The organism is Streptomyces sp. WAC00040, assembly GCF_056835925.1.
This window is the reverse complement of the sequence record NZ_JAKQZE010000001.1, coordinates 3,209,467-3,231,032: the sequence shown is the minus strand read 5'-3', so window position 1 is coordinate 3,231,032 and position 21,566 is coordinate 3,209,467. Positions and strand designations below refer to the sequence as shown.

Below are 21,566 nucleotides of genomic sequence, written 5' to 3'. Positions count from 1 at the left end.
GGGCGGCGAGGAGTCCGCGACGGGCTCAGAAGCCGGGCGGCTCCGTGTAGATGCCCCACTCGTCGCGCAGGGCGTCGCAGATCTCGCCCAGCGTGGCCTCCGCCCGTACGGCGTCGAGCATCGGCGCGATCATGTTGGAGCCGTCGCGCGCGGCGGTCAGCATCGCCTCCAGCGAGGACCGCACGAGCGCCTCGTCGCGGCCGGCCTTGCGGTCGGCCAGCGCCCGCACCTGCTCGCGTTCGACCTCGTGGCTGACCCGCAGGATCTCCAGGTCGCCGGTGACGGAGCCGGTCGCCGTGTTGACGCCGACGACCTTCTTGTCGCCCTTCTCCAGGGACTGCTGGTAGCGGAAGGCGGACTCGGCGATCTCGCCGGTGAACCAGCCGTCCTCGATGCCGCGCAGGATGCCGGAGGTGATCGGGCCGATCGGGTGCTGCCCTTCGGGGTGTGCCCGGCGGCCGCGTTCCCTGATCTGGTCGAAGATCTTCTCCGCGTCGGCCTCGATGCGGTCGGTGAGCTGCTCGACGTACCAGGAACCGCCCAGCGGGTCGGCGACGTTGGCGACGCCGGTCTCCTCCATGAGCACCTGCTGCGTGCGCAGAGCGATCTCGGCGGCCTGCTCGCTGGGGAGGGCCAGGGTCTCGTCGAGGGCGTTGGTGTGCAGGGAGTTGGTGCCGCCGAGGACCGCGGACAGCGCCTCGACGGCCGTGCGCACCACGTTGTTGTACGGCTGCTGGGCGGTGAGCGAGACACCGGCGGTCTGGGTGTGGAAGCGCAGCCACTGGGCCTTGTCGGTCTTCGCCCCGTAGACCTCCTTCATCCAGCGCGCCCAGATCCGGCGGGCGGCGCGGAACTTGGCGATCTCCTCGAAGAAGTCGAGGTGCGCGTCGAAGAAGAAGGACAGGCCGGGGGCGAAGGTGTCGACGTCGAGACCGCGGGACAGGCCCAGCTCGACATAGCCGAAGCCGTCGGCGAGGGTGTACGCGAGCTCCTGCGCGGCCGTCGCACCGGCCTCGCGGATGTGGTAGCCGGAGACCGACAGCGGCTTGTACGCGGGGATGCCCTGCGCACAGTGCTCCATCAGGTCGCCGATCAGGCGCAGGTGCGGCTCGGGCTGGAAGAGCCACTCCTTCTGCGCGATGTATTCCTTGAAGATGTCGGTCTGCAGCGTGCCGTTGAGCACGGCCGGGTCGACCCCTTGACGCTCGGCGGCGACCAGGTACATGCAGAAGACGGGGACGGCGGGACCGGAGATGGTCATCGACGTCGTCACGTCGCCGAGCGGGATGTCCTTGAAGAGGACCTCCATGTCGGCTGCGGAGTCGATGGCGACACCGCAGTGGCCGACCTCGCCGAGCGAGCGGGGGTCGTCGGAGTCGCGGCCCATGAGGGTCGGCATGTCGAAGGCGACGGAGAGCCCGCCGCCGCCGGCGGCCAGGATCATCTTGTAGCGCTCGTTGGTCTGCTCGGCGTTCCCAAAGCCGGCGAACTGGCGGATGGTCCAGGTGCGGCCCCGGTAGCCGGTGGGATGCAGTCCGCGGGTGAAGGGGTACTCACCGGGCCAGCCGATGCGCTCGAACCCCTCGTAGTGGTCCCCGGGCCGGGGGCCGTACACGGGCTCGACCGGGTCCCCGGAGAGCGTGGTGAAGTCGGCGTCCCGCTTGCGGGCCTTGTCGTAACGGGCCTGCCAGCGTCGGCGGCCTTCCTCGATCGCGTCAGCGTCCATACTCCAAATTTACTAGGACGTCCTAGTAAATGTCGATGGCAAAGCGCCGCGAGCCTCGCTCGCGGCGCTTTGCGGGTGCTACGCGTCGGCCGTCGCCGGGGCGGCGTCACCGGCGATCAGGGCGCGCGCCTCACGTGTGATCTTCGGCTCGACGAAGAACGAGGCGAAGGGGATGCAGCCCGCGGCCAGCACCCACAGCAGCTTGCCGAACGGCCACTTCGCCTTGGAGCCAAGGTCGAAGGCGAAGACGACGTAGATGATGAAGAGCACGCCGTGTACCTGCGAGATCAGCATGGTGTCGCCGGTGTCGAAGCCGTACTTGGCGACGATCGCCACGGTGAAGACCAGCAGCCATACGGCGGTGACGTACGCCATCACCCGGTAACGGAAAAGCACATTCGCCTTCATGGCATCGAGCGTAACGGGGCGGCCGCGGCGATCGTCCCGCGGGGCGCGTGACCTACTTCTCTTCGAAGTCGCCGGCCGCGACCCGCAGCGGACGCAGCAGCGCGAAGATCTCCGCGCACTCCTCCGCGTCGTACGTGCCCAGGCCGAAGTCCATCGCCATCAGATCGCGGGTGGCGGACTCCACCACCTCACGGCCCTTGTCGGTGACGGACGCGAGCGTGCCGCGGCCGTCGTTGGGGTTGGGCCGCTTGTCGACCAGGCCGGACCTGACCAGCCGGTCCACGGTGTTGGTCACCGACGTCGGGTGCACCATCAACCGCTCGCCGATCTTGGACATCGGCAGCTCGCCCGCGCGGGAGAAGGTGAGCAGCACCAGCGCCTCGTAGCGGGCGAAGGTCAGGCCGTACGGCTTGACGACGGCGTCGACCTCGGCGAGCAGGATCTGGTGCGCACGCATGATCGAGGTGATCGCTGCCATCGAGGGCACGGGTCCCCAGCGCTGCTGCCAGAGTTCGTCGGCGCGGGCGATGGGATCGAAGGGAAGGCTGAGCGGCTTCGGCACGGCACCGACCTTACCGACTGGTCACATGCTGGTCAGCCCTGTCTCGCTCTTCGGTCGACTCAGTCCTTCGGCCCAGCGCTCCGGCCGCCCGGCCGTACGGACCTCACCGGTGCGCGGACCGCCCGAGGCGGTGCCGGACGGCGCGCCGCGCCACGGGCCCCAGTTCGTCGAGGGCGGCGACCAGGACGGTGAGCTGCCCGAGGGCGTCCAGGGCGCGCTCCGCGCCGTCGGGGTCGACGCCCTCGTAGAGCTCCAGACCGACGAAAGAGGCGGCGACGGCACGGGCCAGTCCGGCGGCGTCGGTGAACTCGGCGAGCGGGGTCCCGGCGAGGACCCTCGTGAGCACCTCCTCGATCTCTGCGATCCACAGATCGAGTCCGGCGGCGGTGGCGGGTGCGAGCCGGGGGTGGGTCTGGGCTCCTGCCAACAGCTGGGAAAGGACGGCGACATGACCGCCGGCCCGCTCCTCTTCGTGCATCCGGCGGCCGAACTCGAGCAGCTCGGCCAGGGTGGTGACCGCCGCGAGACGGTCGCGGTAGCGGGCGACGCGCTGTTCCGCGCCGTGACGGCAGGCGGCGGCGAGCAGTTCGTCGACGGAGCCGAAGTGGTAGAAGACGAGCGCCTGGTTCACGCCCGCCGCGGCAGCCACGGCGCGCGCGGAGGTCTTGGCGAAGCCCTGTTCCGTCAGGGTGCGCAGAGCCCCTTCCAGCAGCTTCCGCCTGGTCTCCTCGCTCACGCCCGCATCTCCTCGCGTACCGGGCGCAGCCCCGCGCGCACCCCGTGCGAGCGTACGTCGCTGTAGTGGGCGGTGAACGAGCCCTCGTAGCCGAAGAGCGGCCCGAAGCGGCGGTTGGTCACCCGCACCCGGATACGGAAGCGGCCCGCGGCGTCGTCGTACGACTCGCGGACCTCGGCGTCGCCGCCGATCAGGCCGGGCACACGGACGTCGACCGGTCCTTCGCGGAAGCGGTGCTCGCCGGAGCGTATGAGCAGCGAACCGTCCGGCTCCGCGGACAGGTGGAGATCGCTGGCCAGGTGCTGATGCGTACCGAGGTAGTCGAGCACGCGGTCGCCCTCGGGGGCGAGGACCATGGTGGCGTCGAACCGGCGCGGCCCGCCGGGGAGTGCGAAGGTGCGGACGAAGGTGACGGTCTCACGCCCGTCGGAGTCGGTGTAGGGGACGTTCTCGATGGTGAAGGGGACGTCGCGGCCGGTGCGGGGAACGAGGATGTTGCGGCTGCCGCCGAGCGCGAGGAACGGCTTGACGAAGGCGGGGCCGTGCCAGATGCGGTCCATGACCCCGTGCCCCGTGCAGGCCTCGCCGCTGTCGAGCCCGACGGAGAAGCGCCGCCGGAGCTGGGGGTGGAGCCGTTCGAAGGTCTCTCCCATGGCGGTGCGGAAGATCGAGGTCATGAGTGCTCCAGGGTGCCGAGGAGGGCCGGCTCCGACGTGCGCGCCGGCGGGGTGCGCAGACAGCGCCGCGCCGCGGGTGTGACGGGAGAAGGCGGCAGGAACAGGGCGGCGGCGGCCGTCACGACCGCGGCGACCGGGGGCGCGTACGCGGCGGCGAGAAGGACGGCGAGCAGCCGTACGCCCGCTTCGGCAAGGGCGTGCGCCAGCAGCCGCTCGGGACGGATGCCCTGCTCGCACCAGAGCCGGAGCCGGTCGAAGGACCATGCGGTCGCCCAGCCCATCAGGGGACGGAGGACGAGACGGTCCGCCGCCGTGCCGAAGCGTCCCCATCGCGGCCGGTAGTCGTAGCCGGTCAGGAAGCGGATGCCGTCATCGGTCGGGACGTAGCGCCAGTAGCCGCTGCCCTCCTCAAGGAGGGAGAGCGGATGCGGCGAGGCGAAGCGCAGTGCGGAGACCCGGTCGCCGTCGCGGCGCCTTTCGCCGGCGCTCACGCCGGTGCCGGCGACCGTCAGAAAGGGCAGCACACGGGTCGCGTAGCGAAAGCGCTGCGGTTCACCGTCCAGGCGCGGCAGGTAGGCGATCTCGGTGAAGCGCAGATCCCACCGCTGGTGCCGGCACGGCTCCTGCGTGCGGTCCCACAACATCTCCATGTCGGCGCGGACCCGCGTCTCGACGTACAGCCTCATCACGCCCCCTGTTCCAGCCCTTTTTGAGCGACCGCTCAAAACAGAGGGTAGCCGGAGGCGAGCTGTCGCCGGACCCCGTTACGGGAAAGCCCCCGGCCGCTGTACGACCGGGGGCTTCGGGGTGCGTGGCTGCGTCAGTCCGCGAGGTGGCGTTCCACCGTCTCGACCTTGGAGGTGAGCCCGTCGGTGACGCCCGGCCGGATGTCGGCCTTGAGGACCAGCGAGACGCGGGGGGCACGGGCCTCCACGGCGGCGACCGCGCGCCCGACCACGTCCATCACCTCGTCCCAGTCGCCTTCGACCGACGTGAACATCGCGTCGGTGCGGTTGGGGAGTCCGGATTCGCGTACGACACGGACGGCGTCGGCGACGTACTCGCCCACGTCCTCGCCGACCCCGAGGGGCGTGACGGAGAAGGCGACGATCACGCGTCCACCACGTTCTTGCGGCGGGCGCGGGAGGCGATGACGGCGTCGTCGGCCTCACGCTTGAGCTTGCGCTCGGCGAAGAAGCCGCCGAAGGGCAGCACCGAGAGGACGAAGTAGAGCGCCGCGGTCTTCAGGTCCCACTTGGTGCGGTTCCACGCGTCCAGCCAGAAGAGCACATAGAGAACGAAGAGCAGACCGTGGATCGCACCCATGACCGGGACCGCGTTGAAGTCCGTCGTGCGCTTGAGGACCGAGCAGACGAGCAACAGGAGGAACGAGACGGCCTCCGGCGCGGAGACGAGACGGAGGCGGTGGAGGGAGGAGGCGGTCTTGATGTCCACGGGTCACCTTCGGTGGCGATGGGGATGGTCGGGGGGGCATGGATCTTGTGAACGCATGCACAAGCTCGCGGACCATTGTGGCAGGCCATTTTGCGAAGTCTTTGTCAGGGTCCGGATCATCCCCGAGGACGCTGTTCGGGGCAGGTTTCACCGGATAACGTCGGCCCGTGGCAACGTTTCGGCTCCAGGGGAGCAAGGTGCTCGCGGTCGAGATGACCGGTGACGCCGTCAGAGCGAAGAACGGGTCGATGGTCGCGTACGACGGCCAGATGGCCTTCAAGAAGATGTCCGGCGGCGGTGAGGGCATCCGGGGGATGGTCACCCGCCGGCTCACCGGCGAGCAGATGACCATGATGGAGGTGAAGGGGCAGGGCACCTGTTACTTCGCCGACCGGGCGAGCGAGATCAACCTCGTGCAACTGCACGGCGACAAGCTCTACGTCGAGTCGAGCAATCTGCTGTGCGCCGACGGCGGACTGCGCACCGGCACGACCTTCACCGGACTGCGCGGGGGCGCGAGCGGCAACGGCCTCTTCACGACCACCGTCGAGGGCACCGGCCAGGCGGCCATCATGTCGGACGGCACCGCCGTGGCGCTGCGCGTGACGCCCCAGTACCCGCTCTCGGTCGATCCGGGGGCGTACATCGCACACCAGGGAAATCTGCGTCAGGACTTCCAGTCCGGCGTGACGTTCCGGACCTTCCTCGGCGAGGGCGGCGGCGAGGCGTTCCAGATCCGCTTCGAGGGTGACGGGCTGGTCTACGTGCAGCCGAGCGAGCGCAACACCGTCGGGGGGGACGTCTGATGCCGTTCCGTGAGATCAACTCCAAAATGGTCGAGGCGGCCGTGACGCCCGGACAGAAGATGTTCAGCCAGCGCGGCGCGATGCTCGCCTACCGGGGCGACGTCAGCTTCACGCCGAACATCACCGGCGGCCAGGGCGGGCTCGCGTCGATGATCGGGCGCCGCGTGGCCAACGAGTCGACGCCGCTGATGACCGTCGAGGGCAACGGCACGGTGATGTTCGGCCACGGCGGACACCACATCCAGGTCGTACATCTGACCGGCGAGACGCTCTACGTCGAGGCCGACCGGCTGCTCGCCTTCGACGGCACACTCCAGCAGGGCACGATGTTCATGGGCTCGCAGGGCGGGGTCATGGGCATGGTCCGCGGCCAGGTGACGGGCCAGGGCCTGTTCACCACGACCCTCAAGGGCCACGGTGCGGTCGCGGTGATGGCGCACGGCGGCGTGATCGAGCTGCCGATCACCCCCGCGCGGCCGGTCCATGTGGACCCGCAGGCGTACGTCGCCCACCACGGCGACGTGCGGAACAAGCTCTCCACGGCGCTCGGCTGGCGCGACATGGTGGGGCGCGGCTCCGGCGAGGCGTTCCAACTGGAGCTCAGCGGCAGTGGTGCGGTGTACGTCCAGGCGTCGGAGGAGAAGCTGTGAGCACGCCCCCGGTTTTCGACCCGACGACGCTGCCGAGCGACGACAACGTCAACGCGTACACCTTCTGCGTGGAGCTCAAGGGCTCGCAGTGGTTCCTCCAGAAGGGCAAGATGATCGCCTACTACGGGCGCATCGACTTCAACGGAATCGGCCACGGCCGCCTCGACCGGCTGCTGCGGACGTCGTTCCATTCCCCGCTGCACGCGAGCGACTGGGTGGTGGCGGAGGGCAGCGGCAAGATGCTGCTCGCCGACCGCGCCTTCGACGTGAACTCCTTCGACCTGGACGACGGCAACCTCACGATCCGCGCGGGCAATCTGCTGGCGTACCAGCCCTCGCTGGCGCTGAAACAGTCGATCGTGCCGGGCTTCCTGACCCTGATCGGCACCGGGAAGTTCGTGGCCGCGTCGAACGGGCCGGTGGTGTTCATGGAGCCGCCGGTCCGGGTGGATCCGCAGGCACTGGTGGGGTGGGCGGACTGCCCGTCCCCCTGCCACCACTACGACCACGGCTACATGACCGGCGTCATGGGCGGCGTCCGGGCGCTGACGGGCATCGGTGGCGCGTCGGGCGAGGAGCACCAGTTCGAGTTCGTCGGGGCGGGCACGGTGCTCCTGCAGTCGAGCGAGGCGCTGATGTCGGAGCAGGCGACCGGCGTGGTCGGGGCGGAGCCTGGCGTTCCGGGCGGTCACGGGCCGGCCGGGGGCGCGGGCCAGCACGGTTCCGCACCGCGCCTTCCCGGCCAGCTGGGGGACCTCCAGCGTCGCTTCGGGCTGTGAGCGGTAGTCTGCGGAGTGTGACGTCGAACGTCTGCGCCCCTGTGCACCCCCTGGTGCGCGGGGTGCCAGGCGTCACACCCCCCGACTTCGTCCGCTTTTCAACTTCTTAGGTAGAATCCATATATGGAGACCGAGACGGCCACTCGCTGGCTTACCGATGACGAGCAGTGCACCTGGCGCACGCATCTGGAAGTCAACAAGCTGCTGATGCACCAGCTCGAGAAGGACCTCCAGCCGTTCGGCCTGACCAACAACGACTACGAGATCCTGGTGAACCTCTCGGAGTCCCCGGACCGGCGGATGCGGATGAGCGACCTCGCGGCGGCCACGCTGCAGTCCAAGAGCCGCCTGTCGCACCAGGTCACCCGTATGGAGAGCGCCGGCCTGGTCCGGCGGGAGAACTGCGAGTCGGACCGGCGCGGACTGTACGCCGTGCTCACCGATGAGGGCGTCGCGACCATGCAGAAGGTGGCGCCGCACCACGTTGCCTCCGTCCGCAAGCACTTCATCGACCTGCTGTCGCCGGAGGCACTCGCCGAACTGCGGGACTCCCTGACCCCGGTCGCCGAGCACCTGCGCGGACGGCGCGGCAAGCTCTAGCGGCAGCGTCCGGCGACAGAGCCCCGCGCGTCCTCGCGCCGGTCCGGCCGGCGACGGCGCCGTCAGGCGCGGGTCGCGTCCGGCAGGGCCAGTTCGAACACCGCCCCGCCGGCCGGCGAACGGCCGACCGTGAGGGTGCCGCCGTGGCGATGTGCCACATCGCGGGCGATGGCCAGGCCGAGGCCGGCACCGCCCTCGTCCCTGGTGCGTGCGTCGTCCAGCCGCACGAACCGTTCGAAGATCCGCTCACGCTGTTCCTCCGGCACGCCCGTGCCGTCGTCGGCGACGGCCAGCACGATCCGGCCACCCTCGCGGCGGACGGAAGCAGTGACCGAGGCGACGGCGTGGCGCTGGGCGTTGTCGAGCAGATTGCCGAGCACCCGGCCCAGTTGCGCACGGGAACCGGCCACCTGCAACCCGTGTGTCACGTCCGGCTCGACCGGTACGCGGTCGCCGGCCCTGCGCGCCACCTCCTCCGTCAGCAGCTGCGCCGGATCCAGGACCGCCGATCCCGGCCGCTCCCCCGCGTCCAGCCGCGCCAGCAGCAGAAGGTCCGCCGCCAGCTGCTGGAGCCGCACGGTGTCCTCCACCGCGCCGGGCACATCCAGCAACTCCGGGTGCGCCGCGCCCACTTCGAGCTGTGTGCGCAGCGAGGCGATGGGGCTGCGCAGTTCGTGCGAGGCGTCCGCGACGAAACGGCGCTGCCGCTCCACGGACGCCTCCAGGGCGGCCAGGGTCTCGTTCGTCGTACGGGCGAGCCTCGCGACCTCGTCCCCCGAGTCCGGCTCCGGCACACGCCGTGAAAGGTCCTCGGAGCGGGTGATGGCCGCCATCTCGCGCCTGATGCCCTCGACGGGCCCGAGCGCACGGCGGGTCACCAGCCATGTCACCGACCCGACCACGGCGAGCAGGAGTGGCAGGCCCATGAGCATCGCGTCGCGCACGGTGGTCACCGCGTCCTGCTCGGTGGTCAGCGGCGCACCCGCGTACACCGTCGCCGTCCGGTCGTCATCGAGGCGGACCTCGACGGAGGCGAAGCGGTAATCGGCGCTGTCGCCGTCCACGGTGGCGATTCCGGAGGCGAACCCCGGATCGTCGGAGGAGACCTCTCCCCCGCCGGGGTCGTCGTCGTCACCGTCGCCGTCACGCGGCGGCGCCTGGGGCCGGACGTCCGCGCTGCCGGTCCCGGAAACCGCCTGGAGATGCTCGCTGACGGCCAGCACCCGGCCGTCGTCGCCGACGACCTGGACGGGGCGTTCGTCGTCCTCGTCGGGCAGTTCCAGCTTCTCGTAGGGCACACCGAGTGCGATCTGGGACGCCACGTCGCGGGCGGCGACCTCGGCCTGAAGATCCGTGCTGTCGATCAGGTTCGCCCGCAGGGAGAGCAGGACGGCGGTCCCGGCGGCGATCAGCGCCACGGCGACCACCAGGCCGGCGCCCAGCGCGGCCCTGGCCCGGACCGACCTCACGACTCCACCGCCACCAACCGGTAGCCGGCGCCGCGCACGGTCAGGATGCGGGCCGCGCCGAGCTTGCGGCGCAGGGCGCTGATGTAGACCTCGACGATGTTCGGATCGCCCTCGTAGGCGAAGTCCCACACGTGCTCGAGGATCTCGGGCTTGCCGACCACCTCGCCGGTACGCGTCGCGAGGTGCTCCAGCACCGCGAACTCCTTGGCGGTGAGGGCGACTTCCTCACCGCCCGCCTGAACACGGCGGGTGGCGGTGTCCACGCGCAGGTCGCCCGCCGTCAGCACGGGCGAGCCGCCCGCCCTGACGCGCCGCCGGAGCAGCGCCTTGACCCGGGCGACGAGGACGACGTACGAGAAGGGCTTGGTCAAGTAGTCGTCCGCGCCGGTGTCGAGGCCCTCCGCCTCGTCGTACTCGCCGTCCTTGGCGGTCAGCATCAGGACCGGCACGTCGTGGCCGGCGGCGCGCAGGGCGGCGCAGACCCGGTAGCCGTTCATGCCCGGCAGCATGATGTCGAGCACGACCAGGTCATGGACGCCCTCGGTGGCGCGGTGCAGGCCCTCGAGTCCGTCGTGGACGACGTCCACGGCATAACCCTCGGCGGTCAGGCCCGCGGCGAGGGAGAGCGCGAGCCGCCTCTCGTCCTCCACGATCAGCAACCTCATGCGCCCAGGGTCGCAAATGGAAGCTGAAGATCTCTTCAGGCGGCTTCAGGCTGCGTTCAGCATGGCGCGGCAAGAGTGGATCCCGTTGCTGACGCAGCAGCACCACTCGGCACAACGACTCGGGAGAACCTCATGAAGCGCAAGCTTGTCATCGCGACCGTGGTGGCGGCGGTCCTGATCGGCGGTACGTACACGGCCGCGGCGGTGTCGGACGACGACGTTTCGACCGCCGCCGCGGGCTCGGCGCCCGTCACGGTCCTGGACCGGGACGACCGGGACGACCGGGACGACCGGGACGACCGGGACGACCGGGACGACCGGGACGACGACGCGTCCGAGGACAGGGCCGCGGCCCCCGCCGCGTCCGTCACCGCGGCGCAGGCCGTGGCCGCGGCCCTCCAGCACACGCAGGGCACGGTGAGCTCCGTCGACCTCGACCTCGACGACGGGGATCGCCACTGGGAGGTGGACGTCCTCGGCAAGGACGACCGCGAGCATGAACTGCACGTCGACGTGCGGACCGGCGCGGTACGTCAGGACAAGGGCGAGGCGGAGGACGACGACCGCGACGCCCTGCGCGCCGCGTCGGTGGACGCCCGCGAGGCGGTGGAGGCCGCGCTCAGGTCCCACCCGGGGGCGACGGTGACGTCGGTCGACTTCGAGGACGAGGGGGCGGGCCGCTGGGAGGTCGACCTCGGCGAGAACGATGCCGACGAGCGCGAGTTGGCGGTCGACGCGAAGACGGCGTCGGTCACGCCCGAACCCGCGGACGACTGACCTCTCCGACCGGGGGCTCGGCCCCGGCCCCCGCGCCTCAAGCGCCGGCGAGGCCGGCAGAGTCGGCCCGCCCCGGGGGCACATCCCACGGCCGCCGGGCCGCAGGGGGAGATCAAGGGCACCGCGCGAAGCGCGGTACGCCCGTGGGAGCCGGCTTCGGGAAGCGGCCCGAAGAAACCCCGGTTACGACTGCGTCAGCCCCGCCACCAGTTCGTCCGCCGCCCGGTACGGGTCCAGCTCGCCCGCAACGATGCGCTCCGCCAGCGCGCCCAGGCGCCGATCGCCGTGCAGGTCGCCGATGCGTTCCCGCAGTGCCGTGACGGCGATCGTCTCGACCTCCGTCGCCGCCCGGCGGGCGCGGCGCTCGGAGAGGACGCCGTGCTCCTCCATCCACGCCCGGTGCTTCTCCAGCGCCTCGACGACCTCGTCGATGCCCTCGCCCCGCGCGGCGACCGTCTTCACGATAGGTGGGCGCCAGTCCCCCGGCCCACGGGACTCGCCGAGGCCCAGCATGTGGTTGAGCTCCCGGGCCGTCGCGTCGGCCCCGTCGCGGTCCGCCTTGTTGACGACGTAGACGTCGCCGATCTCGAGGATGCCCGCCTTCGCGGCCTGGATGCCGTCCCCCATGCCGGGGGCGAGGAGCACGACCGACGTGTCGGCCTGGGAGGCGATCTCCACCTCCGACTGGCCGACGCCGACCGTCTCGACCAGGACGACGTCGCAGCCGGCCGCGTCGAGGACGCGGATCGCCTGCGGCGCCGCCCAAGCGAGGCCACCCAGGTGGCCCCGGGTGGCCATGGAGCGGATGTAGACGCCGGGGTCGGAGGCGTGTTCCGACATACGGACCCGGTCCCCGAGCAGTGCCCCGCCAGAGAAGGGCGAGGACGGGTCGACGGCGAGGACGCCGACCCGCTTCCCGGCCTTCCGGTAGGCGGAGACGAGCGCCGAGGTGGAAGTGGACTTGCCGACGCCCGGCGAGCCCGTCAGGCCCACCACATACGCACCGCCGGTCAGCGGGGCCAGCGCCGCCATGACCTCACGGAGCTGCGGCGATGCCCCCTCCACGAGTGAGATCAGCCGGGCCACGGCGCGCGGCCGGCCCTCTCTCGCCTGGGCGACCAGCTGGGGTACGTCCACCATCGTGCTGCTCCGATCGTTCTGCGCGTACGGGCTTCGGCGCCCGGATTGGTGCTACGCCTGCTTACTTCGCGGGGACGCGGACGATGAGAGCGTCGCCCTGGCCGCCGCCGCCGCACAGCGCCGCCGCACCGACGCCGCCGCCGCGGCGCTTGAGCTCCAGCGCCAGGTGGAGCACCACACGGGCGCCGGACATGCCGATCGGGTGGCCGAGCGCGATCGCGCCACCGTTCACGTTCACCTTTTCCGGGGTGACGCCGAGGTCCTTCATTGACTGGTGGGCGACGGCCGCGAACGCCTCGTTGATCTCGATGAGGTCCAGGTCCGAGACCTCCAGGCCCTCCTTCTTCAGGGCGTGCCTGATGGCGTTGGACGGCTGGGACTGGAGCGAGTTGTCGGGGCCCGCCACGTTGCCGTGGGCGCCGATCTCCGCGATCCACTCCAGGCCCAGCTCCTCCGCCTTGGCCTTGCTCATCACGACGACGGCGGCGGCGCCGTCCGAGATCTGCGAGGACGTGCCGGCGGTGATGGTGCCGTCCTTGGCGAACGCGGGGCGCAGCCGGCCGAGCGACTCGGCCGTCGTCTCCGGGCGGATGCCCTCGTCCTTGGAGAACAGGACCGGGTCGCCCTTGCGCTGCGGGATCTCCACGGGCGTGATCTCCGCCTCGAAGAGGCCGTTCTTCTGGGCGGCCGCGGCCCGCTGGTGGGAGAGCGCGGCGATCTCGTCCTGCACCCCGCGCGGGATGCCGAGGCGGGTGTTGTGCTTCTCCGTCGATTCGCCCATGGCGACATTCTCGAAGGAGTCGGTCAGGCCGTCGTGCGCCATGGAGTCGAGCATCTCGATCGCGCCGTACTTGTAGCCCTCACGGGACTTCGGCAGCAGGTGCGGCGCGTTGGTCATCGACTCCTGGCCGCCGGCGACGACCACGTCGAACTCGCCGGCGCGGATCAGCTGGTCGGCGAGCGCGATGGCGTCGAGGCCGGACAGGCAGACCTTGTTGATGGTCAGCGCGGGGACGTTCATCGGGATGCCAGCCTTGACGGCGGCCTGGCGGGCGGGGATCTGGCCCGCGCCGGCCTGGAGCACCTGGCCCATGATCACGTACTGCACCTGATCTCCGCCGATGCCCGCCCGGTCGAGCGCCGCCTTGATGGCGAAGCCGCCGAGGTCGGCGCCGGAGAAGGACTTGAGCGAGCCGAGCAGGCGGCCCATGGGCGTGCGGGCTCCCGCGACGATCACGGAGGTGTTGCCGGTCTTTCCAGACATGAGCACGATCCCCTTCCAGCCGCAGCTGAGGAGTGAACGAGGGTTTACTCAAATGTACTGAGCGGTACGGCTCCGGGTCACCGTGCCGCCGGTGTGATCGCGCGCACGTTGCGTAACCGGCCGCCGGGCGCTGCACTGGTGAAATGCTGACGCGAATCGACCACATCGGGATCGCCTGCTTCGACCTCGACAAGACTGTCGAGTTCTACCGGGCCACGTACGGCTTCGAGGTGTTCCACTCCGAGGTCAACGAGGAGCAGGGCGTACGGGAAGCCATGCTCAAGATCAATGAGACGTCCGACGGCGGCGCCTCCTACCTCCAGCTCCTGGAGCCGACCCGGGAGGACTCCGCGGTCGGAAAGTGGCTGGCCAAGAACGGTGAAGGTGTTCACCACATCGCATTCGGAACGGCTGACGTGGACGCGGACGCGCAGGACATCCGCGACAAGGGCGTGCGTGTTCTGTACGACGAGCCGCGTATCGGCTCGATGGGCTCGCGTATCACCTTCCTCCACCCGAAGGACTGCCACGGCGTACTCACCGAACTCGTCACGTCTGCAACGGAGCACTGACCCTAAGGATTCCCGGCCCGGTAGAGTGGGCCGTTCCGGGCCGGGGCCGGGTCGGGGCCGTGCCGCGTCTCCGTCGTTGATCTGTCACCATTCCCCGGGGGGCCGTTCGCCGGCGAACGGTACTCGTTTGGAGACAGTTGCGACCAGGGGACGGATGGGACCGCGCAGTGCGGGGCTACGAACGCCAGGAGAGCCACCGAGCTGACGACGACCACCTCTCGCGGTTCGAAGCCGAGATGGACCGGCTGAAGACCGACCGGGAGAAGGCCGTCCAGCATGCCGAGGACCTCGGCTACCAGGTCGAGGTATTGCGCGCCAAACTCCACGAGGCGCGGCGCAATCTCGCCTCCCGTCCGGCTTACGACAGCGCCGACATCGGCTACCAGGCCGAGCAGTTGCTGCGGAACGCGCAGATCCAGGCCGATCAGCTCCGGCAGGACGCCGAGCGCGAGCTGCGAGAGGCCCGCGCGCAGACCCAGCGCATCCTGCAGGAGCACGCGGAGCACCAGGCCAGGCTCCAGGCGGAACTGCACGCCGAGGCCGTCCAGCGCAGGCAGCGTCTGGACCAGGAGCTGGCCGAGCGCCGCCAGACCGTCGAGTCGCACGTCAACGAGAACGTCGCATGGGCCGAGCAGCTGCGGGCCCGCACCGAGTCGCAGGCCCACCGGCTGCTCGAGGAGTCCCGCGCGGAGGCGGAGCAGGCACTGGCCGCCGCCCGAGCCGAGGCCGCCCGCATCGCGGAGGAGGCCCGCAGGCGGCTCGGCAGCGAGGCGGAGACCGCACGCGCGGAGGCCGAGGCGATCCTGCTGCGCGCCCGCAAGGACGCCGAGCGGCTGCTGAACGCCGCGTCGAGCCAGGCGCACGAGGCCACCACCCACGCCGAGCAGCTGCGCTCGACGACCACCGCCGAGTCCGACCAGGCCCGCCAGCAGGCCGCGGAGCTCAGCCGCGCCGCCGAACAGCGGCTCCAGCAGGCGGAGGAGAAGCTCCGCGAGGCCCGTGCCGAGTCGGAGAAGCTGCTCTCGGAGGCGAAGGAGTCCGCCGCCAAGCAGCTGTCGTCGGCCGAGTCGGTCAACGAGCAGCGCACCCGCACCGCCAAGGCGCAGATCGCCCGGCTCGTCGAAGAAGCGACCAAGGAGTCGGAGACCCTCAAGTCGGAGGCAGAGCAGGCGCTCGCCGACGCCCGCGCCGAGGCGGAGAAGCTCGTCGAGGCCGCGGCCGAGAAGGCCCGTGCGGCCGTCGCCGAGGACTCGGCCGCCGCGCTCGCCAAGGCCGCCCGCACCGCCGAGGAGGTGCTGACCAAGGCGTCGGAGGACGCCAAGGCCACCACCCGCGCGGCGAGCGAGGAGGCCGAGCGGATCAAACGCGAGGCCGAGGCGGAGGCCGACCGGCTGCGCGGCGAGGCCGCGGAGCAGGCCGACCAGCTCAAGGGCGCCGCGAAGGACGACACGAAGGAGTACCGCGCCAAGACGGTCGAGCTCCAGGAGGAGGCCCGCCGGCTGCGCGGGGAGGCCGAGCAGCTACGCGCCGAGGCCGTCGCCGAGGGCGAGCGGATCCGCGGCGAGGCACGCCGCGAGGCCGTCCAGCAGATCGAGGAGGCGGCGAGCACCGCTGAGGAGCTGCTGACCAAGGCGCGCACCGACGCCGACGAGCTGCGCTCCCGGGCGAGCAGCGACAGCGAGAAGGTCCGTACCGAGGCCATCGAGCGGGCCACGACACTGCGCAAGCAGGCCGAGGAGACCCTCGAGCGCACCCGCGCGGAGGCCGAACGGCTGCGCGCGGAGGCCGAGGAGCAGGCCGACGGCGTACGGACGGCGGCGGAGGCCGCCGTGGCCGAACTGCGCGAGGAGACCGAGCGCGTCATAGCGGCCCGCCAGGCGGAAGCGGCCGAGGAGCTGACCCGCCTGCACACCGAGGCGGAGGCACGGCTCGCCGCCGCCGAGGAGCGGCTGGCCGAGGCGCGCGCCGAGGGCGAGCGGATCCGCCGCGAGGCGGCGGAGGAGACGGAGCGGCTGCGCGCGGAGGCCGGCGAGCGGCTGCGCGCGCTCCAGGAGCAGGCGGAGACGGAGGCGGAGCGGCTGCGCACCGAGGCCGCGTCCGACGCCTCCGCGTCCCGCGCGGAGGCCGAGGCCCTCGCCGTACGGCTGCAGAGCGACGCCGCCGCGGAGGCGGAGCGGCTGCGCACCGAGGCCCAGGAGACGGCCGACCGGGTGCGCGCGGAGGCGGCGGCCGCCGCCGAGCGCGTGGGCACGGAGGCCGCGGAGGCCTTGGCGGCCGCGCAGGAGGAGGCGGTACGCCGCCGTCGCGAGGCGGAGGAGATCCTCGGCTCCGCGCGCGCGGAGGCCGGCCAGGAACGCGAGAGGGCCCGCGAGCAGAGCGAGGAACTCCTCGCGTCCGCCCGAAACCGTGTCGAAGAGGCGCAGACCGAGGCGCACCGGCTGGTCGAGGAGGCCGACCGGCGTGCCACCGAGATGGTGTCCTCCGCGGAGCAGACGGCCCAGCAGGTCCGGGACTCCGTCAGCGGGCTCCAGGAGCAGGCCGAGCAGGAGATCGCCGGGCTGCGCAGCGCCGCCGAGCACTCGGCGGAGCGCACCAGGACAGAGGCGCAGGAGGAGGCGGACCGGGTCCGCGCCGACGCGTACGCGGAGCGGGAGCGGGCGGCGGAGGACGCCGCCCGGCTGCGGTCCAGGGCCCAGGAGGAGACGGAGGCCGCGCAGGCGCTCGCCGAGCGGACCGTCTCCGAGGCCATCGCGGAGGCGGACCGGCTCCGGGCGGACACGGCCGAGTATGTGCAGCGGATGCGCACGGAGGCGTCGGACGCCGTCGCCACCGCCGAACAGGACGCGGCACGGACCCGCGCGGAGGCCCGCGAGGACGCCAACCGCATCCGCTCCGAGGCGGCCGCGCAGGCGGACCTGCTGATCAACGAGGCGACGAGCGAGAGCGAGCGGCTGCGCAGCGAGGCCGCGGAACTGCGCGCGTCGGCGGACGCCGAGGCGACGCGGCTGCTCACAGAGGCCGAGCAGATCAAGGTCGACGGCGAGGCCGAGGTCGAGCAGATGCGGGCGGCCGTGCGGGCCGACCGCGAGCAGGTGCTGGACGAGGCCAGGCAGGCCGCCGACAAGCGCCGGGCCGACGCGGCCTCCCAGGCCGACCAGCTCATCGGCGAGGCGAGGGGCGAGGCCGAGCGGATCACGGCGGAGACCGCAGCGGAGACGGAACGCCTGCGGGCGGAGGCGAGCAGCGACGCCGAGCGGCTGCGTGCTGAGGCCGCGGAGACGGTCGGTTCCGCGCAGCAGGCGGCGGAGCGGATCCGGGCGGAGGCCGAGCGCTTCAAGGCGGAGTCGGAGGCGGCGGCGGAGCGGCTGCGGGCCGAGGCCCGCGCGGAGGCCGACCAGTTGCTCGACGAGGCACGCGAGGCCGCCGCGAAGCGCCGTGCGGACGCCGCCGAGCAGGCCGACCAGCTCATCGGCAAGGCCCAGGAGGAGGCGCTGCGCGCGGCCACCGAGGCCGAGGCGCAGGCCGACGCGATGGTGGGCGCCGCCCGCAACGAGGCGGAGCGGCTGGTCTCCGAGGCCACCGTCGAGGGCAATTCGCTGGTGGAGAAGGCTCGCACGGACGCCGACGAGCTCCTTGTCGGCGCCCGCCGGGACGCGGCCGCCATAAGGGAACGCGGCGAGGAGCTGCGGGCCCGGGTGGAGAGCGAGATCGAGGAGCTGCACGAGCGGGCCCGCCGGGAGACCGCGGAGCAGATGAAGACGGCCGGCGAGCGTGTCGACAATCTGGTGAAGGCCGCCGAGGAGCAGCGCGCGGAGGCGGAGGCGAAGGCCAAGGAACTCCTCGCCGAGGCCAATTCGGAGGCGAGCAAGGTCAGGATCGCCGCTGTGAAGAAGGCGGAGGGTCTCCTGAAGGAGGCCGAGCAGAAGAAGGCCGGACTGATCCGCGAGGGCGAGCGCGCCAAGGCGGAGGCCGACCGGGAGGCCGAACGGACGGTCGACGAGGGCAAGCGGGAGCTGGACGTGCTGGTGCGCAGGCGCGAGGACATCCAGGCGGAGATCTCTCGTGTTCAGGACGTGCTCGAGGCGTTGGAGTCGTTCGAGGCCCCCTCCGCCGGCAAGTCCGGGGCGAGTGGCGGCTCGGGCGGCGTCAAGGCCGGTGCGACCGCAGGGGTTACCCGTTCGAGTGGCAAGTCATCCGACGGCTAGCCACTCAAAAGGCTGGACATTCTCCAGATCAAACCGGCATCCGCTCGATGACACGCCGCTCGGGCCCCTAGGATTCCCTCTAACACCTCACCGGTCTCATTGACAGGAACCCCATGAGCGACACTTCCTCCCCCTTCGGCTTCGAGCTCGTGCGGCGTGGTTACGACCGCGGTCAGGTGGACGACCGCATTACCAAACTCGTCGCCGACCGTGATAGTGCTCTGGCCCGAATCACCTCTCTGGAAAAGCGCATCGAGGAGCTCCACCTCGAGACGCAGAACGCCCAGTCCCAGGTCAACGACGCCGAGCCGTCGTACGCGGGTCTCGGTGCGCGTGTCGAGAAGATCCTCCGCCTCGCCGAGGAGGAGGCGAAGGACCTGCGCGAGGAGGCCCGTCGCGCTGCCGAGCAGCACCGTGAGCTCGCCGAGTCCGCCGCCCAGCAGGTTCGCAACGACGCCGAGTCGTTCGCCTCCGAGCGCAAGGCGAAGGCGGAGGACGAGGGCATCCGCATCGTCGAGAAGGCGAAGGGCGAGGCCCAGACGCTGCGCAGTGAGGCCCAGAAGGACGCGCAGTCCAAGCGGGAGGAGGCGGACGCGCTCTTCGAGGAGACCCGCGCCAAGGCCGCCCAGGCCGCCGCGGACTTCGAGACCAACCTCGCCAAGCGCCGGGAGCAGTCGGAGCGGGACCTGGCGTCCCGTCAGGCGAAGGCTGAGAAGCGCCTCGCGGAGATCGAGCACCGTGCCGAGCAGCTGCGCCTCGAGGCGGAGAAGCTGCGTACGGACGCGGAGCGCCGTGCCCGTCAGACGGTGGAGACCGCGCAGCGCCAGGCCGAGGACATCGTGGCCGACGCGAACGCCAAGGCCGACCGTATCCGCAGCGAATCGGAGCGCGAGCTGGCGGCGCTCACCAACCGCCGCGACTCGATCAACGCCCAGCTGACCAACGTCCGCGAGATGCTGGCCACGCTGACCGGTGCCGCGGTCGCCGCGGCGGGCACGCCCGCCGACGACGAGCCGATCTCCCGTGGAGTCCCGGCGCAGCAGTCCCGCTGACGCCCCCTCCGGTGGTTTCGACAGGTGCCCGGTGCCGTTCAGGCACCGGGCACCTGTGCGTCCGGTCCGTCCCCCTGGCCCTGTTTCCCGCCGGTGTCACCCTGATGCGGAAGGGGCTCCTTCCCTTCCCGGAACCCGGTGGCGGGCGCTTCCCCGCCCCCGTAGCGTGAACGCATGATCGAGCTCGAGGGTCTCACCAAACACTTCGGCAGCAAGGTCGCGGTCGACCATCTCTCCTTCCAGGTGCGCCCGGGGTTGGTGACCGGCTTCCTCGGCCCCAATGGGGCGGGCAAGTCGACGACGATGCGGATGATGCTCGATCTCGACAATCCCACCAGCGGCACCGTCAGGATCGACGGCCGGCACTACCACGAGCTCGAAGAGCCGCTGAAGTACATCGGGGCGCTGCTCGACGCCAAGGCGATGCACGGCGGCCGCAGCGCGTACAACAACCTGCTGTGTCTGGCCCAGGCGAACCGCATCCCGCGGAGCCGGGTCGCCGAGGTCCTCGACGTGGTGGGACTGACGCCGGTCGCCCGGAAGAAGTCGAAGGGCTTCTCCATGGGTATGGGCCAGCGGCTCGGAATCGCGTCGGCGCTGCTCGGTGATCCCGCGATCCTGATGTTCGACGAACCGGTCAATGGTCTGGACCCCGAGGGAATTCACTGGATCCGTAATCTGATGAAAGCCCTTGCGCAAGAGGGCCGGACGATCTTCGTTTCTTCTCATCTCATGAGTGAAATGGCCCTGACCGCCGATCACTTGATCGTGATCGGTCAGGGCAAGCTGCTGGCCGACACCTCGATGGCCGATTTCATCCAGCAGAACTCCCGCAGTTATGTGCGCCTCCGCTCCCCTCAACAGGAGGAGCTGCGCGACGCCGTGCACCGGGCGGGCATGACGGTCGTCGAGTCGGACAACGGCACGCTGGAGGTCGACGGCGCGAGCACCGAGCAGCTCGGCGAGCTCGCGGCCGAGCACCGGATCGTGCTCCACGAGCTCAGTGCCCAACGCGCCTCGCTCGAGGAGGCGTTCATGCAGATGACCGCCGGCGCGGTGGAGTACCACGCGCACTCCACCGGCGCGGGCGCACCACAACCGCCCGGCACCGAAGCCCCGCCGTCCGGCCACGGCGCCCCGCAGTGGGCCCCGCGCAAAGAGGGAGCCTGACCGATGGCATCCGTACCCGCCGTCCTCCAGTCCGAGTGGACCAAGATCCGTACGGTCTCCTCCACCCGCTGGACGCTGATCAGCGCGCTCGCCGTGACCGTCGCGATGGGCGCGGCCCTGTGCGCCCTGATGAACGCCACGTTCGACGACTTGCCGGACGCCGAGCGGCTGACGTTCGACCCGACTCTCATCAGCTTCTCCGGGATGGTGCTCGGGCAGCTCGCGATGGTCGTCTTCGGCGTCCTCGTCGTCGGCACCGAGTACAGCTCGGGCATGATCCGCACCTCGCTCGCCGCCGTGCCGCAGCGCGGCACGTTCATCTTCAGCAAGATCGCGGTGGCCGGGCTGCTGGCGCTCGTGGTCGGCATGGCGACCAGCTTCCTCACGTTCTTCCTCGGCCAGGCGCTGCTCGGCGAGCACCGCACCACGATCGGCGAGGAGAACGTGCTGCGGGCCGTCGTCGGCGGCGGCATCTACATGGGCCTGATGGCGGTCTTCTCGATGGGCGTCGCCACGATGCTGCGCAGCTCGATGCTCTCGCTGGGCATCCTGATGCCGTTCTTCTTCCTGGTCTCCCAGATCCTCTCCGCGGTACCCGGCGCCAAGGACGTCGCGCGTTACTTCCCCGACCAGGCCGGCGCCAAGATCATGCAGGTGGTCCCGAACGCCATGAACAGCGGTGACTCCCCTTACGGCCCTTGGGGCGGCCTCGGCATCATGCTGCTGTGGGTGGCCGCGGCGCTCCTCGGCGGCTTCCTCGTGCTGAAGAAGCGGGACGCCTGAACGGACCGGTAGCAGTATCTGCTTGGGCGGAACCATCAGGGCCCGGCTATCCTCCTAGCACTTACGGGGG

The 21,566-nt window shown here is 71.1% G+C and carries 22 protein-coding genes; 10 read left to right on the top strand and 12 right to left on the bottom strand.

The features are described 5' to 3' along the window. Positions 1-25: 25 nt before the first annotated feature. The 8 genes from icmA to MDN94_RS15105 all read right to left on the bottom strand — a co-directional run bounded on the left by icmA (position 26) and on the right by MDN94_RS15105 (position 5,564). Positions 26-1,726, bottom strand: coding sequence for a coenzyme B12-dependent isobutyryl-CoA mutase large subunit (gene icmA / locus MDN94_RS15140; protein ID WP_482726321.1), 1,701 nt, complete (start codon positions 1,724-1,726; stop codon positions 26-28). 78 nt (positions 1,727-1,804) lie between these two features. After that, positions 1,805-2,134 carry a DUF3817 domain-containing protein gene (locus MDN94_RS15135; protein WP_441266124.1) on the bottom strand — a complete coding sequence of 110 codons (330 nt, stop codon included), beginning with the start codon at positions 2,132-2,134 and terminating at the stop codon, positions 1,805-1,807. 52 nt (positions 2,135-2,186) lie between these two features. Beyond that, positions 2,187-2,696 (bottom strand): MarR family winged helix-turn-helix transcriptional regulator, encoded by a 510-nt coding sequence (locus MDN94_RS15130; protein WP_482726320.1) that lies wholly within the window; start codon positions 2,694-2,696, stop codon positions 2,187-2,189. A 103-nt stretch (positions 2,697-2,799) separates the two neighbouring features. Next, entirely contained in the window at positions 2,800-3,432 is a 633-nt protein-coding gene (locus tag MDN94_RS15125) for a TetR/AcrR family transcriptional regulator (protein ID WP_482726319.1), read from the bottom strand. Further along, on the bottom strand, positions 3,429-4,109 hold the full coding sequence (locus MDN94_RS15120; RefSeq protein WP_482726318.1) for a DUF4166 domain-containing protein: 681 nt from the start codon (positions 4,107-4,109) through the stop codon (positions 3,429-3,431). Before MDN94_RS15120 ends, MDN94_RS15125 begins: the two co-directional genes overlap by 4 nt. Then, positions 4,106-4,795 carry a hypothetical protein gene (locus MDN94_RS15115; protein WP_482726317.1) on the bottom strand — a complete coding sequence of 230 codons (690 nt, stop codon included), beginning with the start codon at positions 4,793-4,795 and terminating at the stop codon, positions 4,106-4,108. The genes MDN94_RS15120 and MDN94_RS15115 overlap by 4 nt, the downstream gene beginning before the upstream one ends. A gap of 134 nt (positions 4,796-4,929) precedes the next feature. Continuing rightward, a complete protein-coding gene (locus MDN94_RS15110) occupies positions 4,930-5,223 on the bottom strand; it encodes an MTH1187 family thiamine-binding protein (RefSeq protein ID WP_482726316.1) in 294 nt (97 codons plus the stop codon). Next, a complete protein-coding gene (locus tag MDN94_RS15105) occupies positions 5,220-5,564 on the bottom strand; it encodes a DUF3817 domain-containing protein (RefSeq protein ID WP_482726315.1) in 345 nt (114 codons plus the stop codon). The genes MDN94_RS15110 and MDN94_RS15105 overlap by 4 nt, the downstream gene beginning before the upstream one ends. Before the next feature lie 167 nt (positions 5,565-5,731). On the opposite strand from MDN94_RS15105, the gene MDN94_RS15100 reads away from it, so the two are divergent. The 4 genes from MDN94_RS15100 (at position 5,732) to MDN94_RS15085 (ending at position 8,399) form a co-directional block, all read left to right on the top strand. Then, the gene (locus MDN94_RS15100; protein ID WP_482726314.1) at positions 5,732-6,370 is read left to right on the top strand and encodes an AIM24 family protein; all 639 of its coding nucleotides are present in this window, start codon (positions 5,732-5,734) and stop codon (positions 6,368-6,370) included. Further along, positions 6,370-7,020, top strand: coding sequence for an AIM24 family protein (locus MDN94_RS15095; RefSeq protein ID WP_482726313.1), 651 nt, complete (start codon positions 6,370-6,372; stop codon positions 7,018-7,020). Before MDN94_RS15100 ends, MDN94_RS15095 begins: the two co-directional genes overlap by 1 nt. After that, on the top strand, positions 7,017-7,799 hold the full coding sequence (locus MDN94_RS15090) for an AIM24 family protein (protein WP_482726312.1): 783 nt from the start codon (positions 7,017-7,019) through the stop codon (positions 7,797-7,799). The genes MDN94_RS15095 and MDN94_RS15090 overlap by 4 nt, the downstream gene beginning before the upstream one ends. Positions 7,800-7,922: 123 nt before the next feature. After that, positions 7,923-8,399 (top strand): MarR family winged helix-turn-helix transcriptional regulator, encoded by a 477-nt coding sequence (locus tag MDN94_RS15085; RefSeq protein WP_189471127.1) that lies wholly within the window; start codon positions 7,923-7,925, stop codon positions 8,397-8,399. Between the two features lie 62 nt (positions 8,400-8,461). On the opposite strand, the gene MDN94_RS15080 is transcribed toward MDN94_RS15085, so the two are convergent. Together MDN94_RS15080 and MDN94_RS15075 are read right to left on the bottom strand one after the other, a co-directional pair. Beyond that, positions 8,462-9,868, bottom strand: coding sequence for a sensor histidine kinase (locus MDN94_RS15080; protein ID WP_482726311.1), 1,407 nt, complete (start codon positions 9,866-9,868; stop codon positions 8,462-8,464). Beyond that, on the bottom strand, positions 9,865-10,533 hold the full coding sequence (locus MDN94_RS15075; RefSeq protein ID WP_482726310.1) for a response regulator transcription factor: 669 nt from the start codon (positions 10,531-10,533) through the stop codon (positions 9,865-9,867). The genes MDN94_RS15080 and MDN94_RS15075 overlap by 4 nt, the downstream gene beginning before the upstream one ends. 132 nt (positions 10,534-10,665) lie before the next feature. On the opposite strand from MDN94_RS15075, the gene MDN94_RS15070 reads away from it, so the two are divergent. Then, a complete protein-coding gene (locus tag MDN94_RS15070) occupies positions 10,666-11,310 on the top strand; it encodes a PepSY domain-containing protein (protein WP_482726309.1) in 645 nt (214 codons plus the stop codon). Between the two features lie 183 nt (positions 11,311-11,493). On the opposite strand, the gene meaB is transcribed toward MDN94_RS15070, so the two are convergent. Both meaB and MDN94_RS15060 read right to left on the bottom strand, forming a co-directional pair. Next, positions 11,494-12,450: a methylmalonyl Co-A mutase-associated GTPase MeaB gene (gene meaB / locus MDN94_RS15065; RefSeq protein WP_005311799.1), complete on the bottom strand. Its 957-nt coding sequence runs from the start codon at positions 12,448-12,450 to the stop codon at positions 11,494-11,496. Positions 12,451-12,511: 61 nt separating this feature from the next. Continuing rightward, positions 12,512-13,714: an acetyl-CoA C-acetyltransferase gene (locus MDN94_RS15060; RefSeq protein WP_441266137.1), complete on the bottom strand. Its 1,203-nt coding sequence runs from the start codon at positions 13,712-13,714 to the stop codon at positions 12,512-12,514. 143 nt (positions 13,715-13,857) lie between these two features. Here MDN94_RS15060 and mce point away from each other — a divergent pair, with 143 nt between their 5' ends. The 5 genes from mce (at position 13,858) to MDN94_RS15035 (ending at position 21,496) form a co-directional block, all read left to right on the top strand. Continuing rightward, on the top strand, positions 13,858-14,286 hold the full coding sequence (mce, locus tag MDN94_RS15055; protein WP_100109188.1) for a methylmalonyl-CoA epimerase: 429 nt from the start codon (positions 13,858-13,860) through the stop codon (positions 14,284-14,286). A 167-nt stretch (positions 14,287-14,453) separates the two neighbouring features. Continuing rightward, positions 14,454-18,491 (top strand): polarized growth protein Scy, encoded by a 4,038-nt coding sequence (scy, locus tag MDN94_RS15050; protein WP_482726308.1) that lies wholly within the window; start codon positions 14,454-14,456, stop codon positions 18,489-18,491. A 113-nt stretch (positions 18,492-18,604) separates the two neighbouring features. Further along, a complete protein-coding gene (locus MDN94_RS15045) occupies positions 18,605-19,543 on the top strand; it encodes a cellulose-binding protein (RefSeq protein WP_482726307.1) in 939 nt (312 codons plus the stop codon). 174 nt (positions 19,544-19,717) lie between these two features. Then, positions 19,718-20,713, top strand: a complete 996-nt coding sequence (locus MDN94_RS15040) for an ABC transporter ATP-binding protein (protein ID WP_482726306.1) — start codon at positions 19,718-19,720, stop codon at positions 20,711-20,713. A gap of 3 nt (positions 20,714-20,716) precedes the next feature. Next, positions 20,717-21,496, top strand: a complete 780-nt coding sequence (locus MDN94_RS15035) for an ABC transporter permease (RefSeq protein WP_482726305.1) — start codon at positions 20,717-20,719, stop codon at positions 21,494-21,496. Positions 21,497-21,566 lie beyond the last annotated feature (70 nt).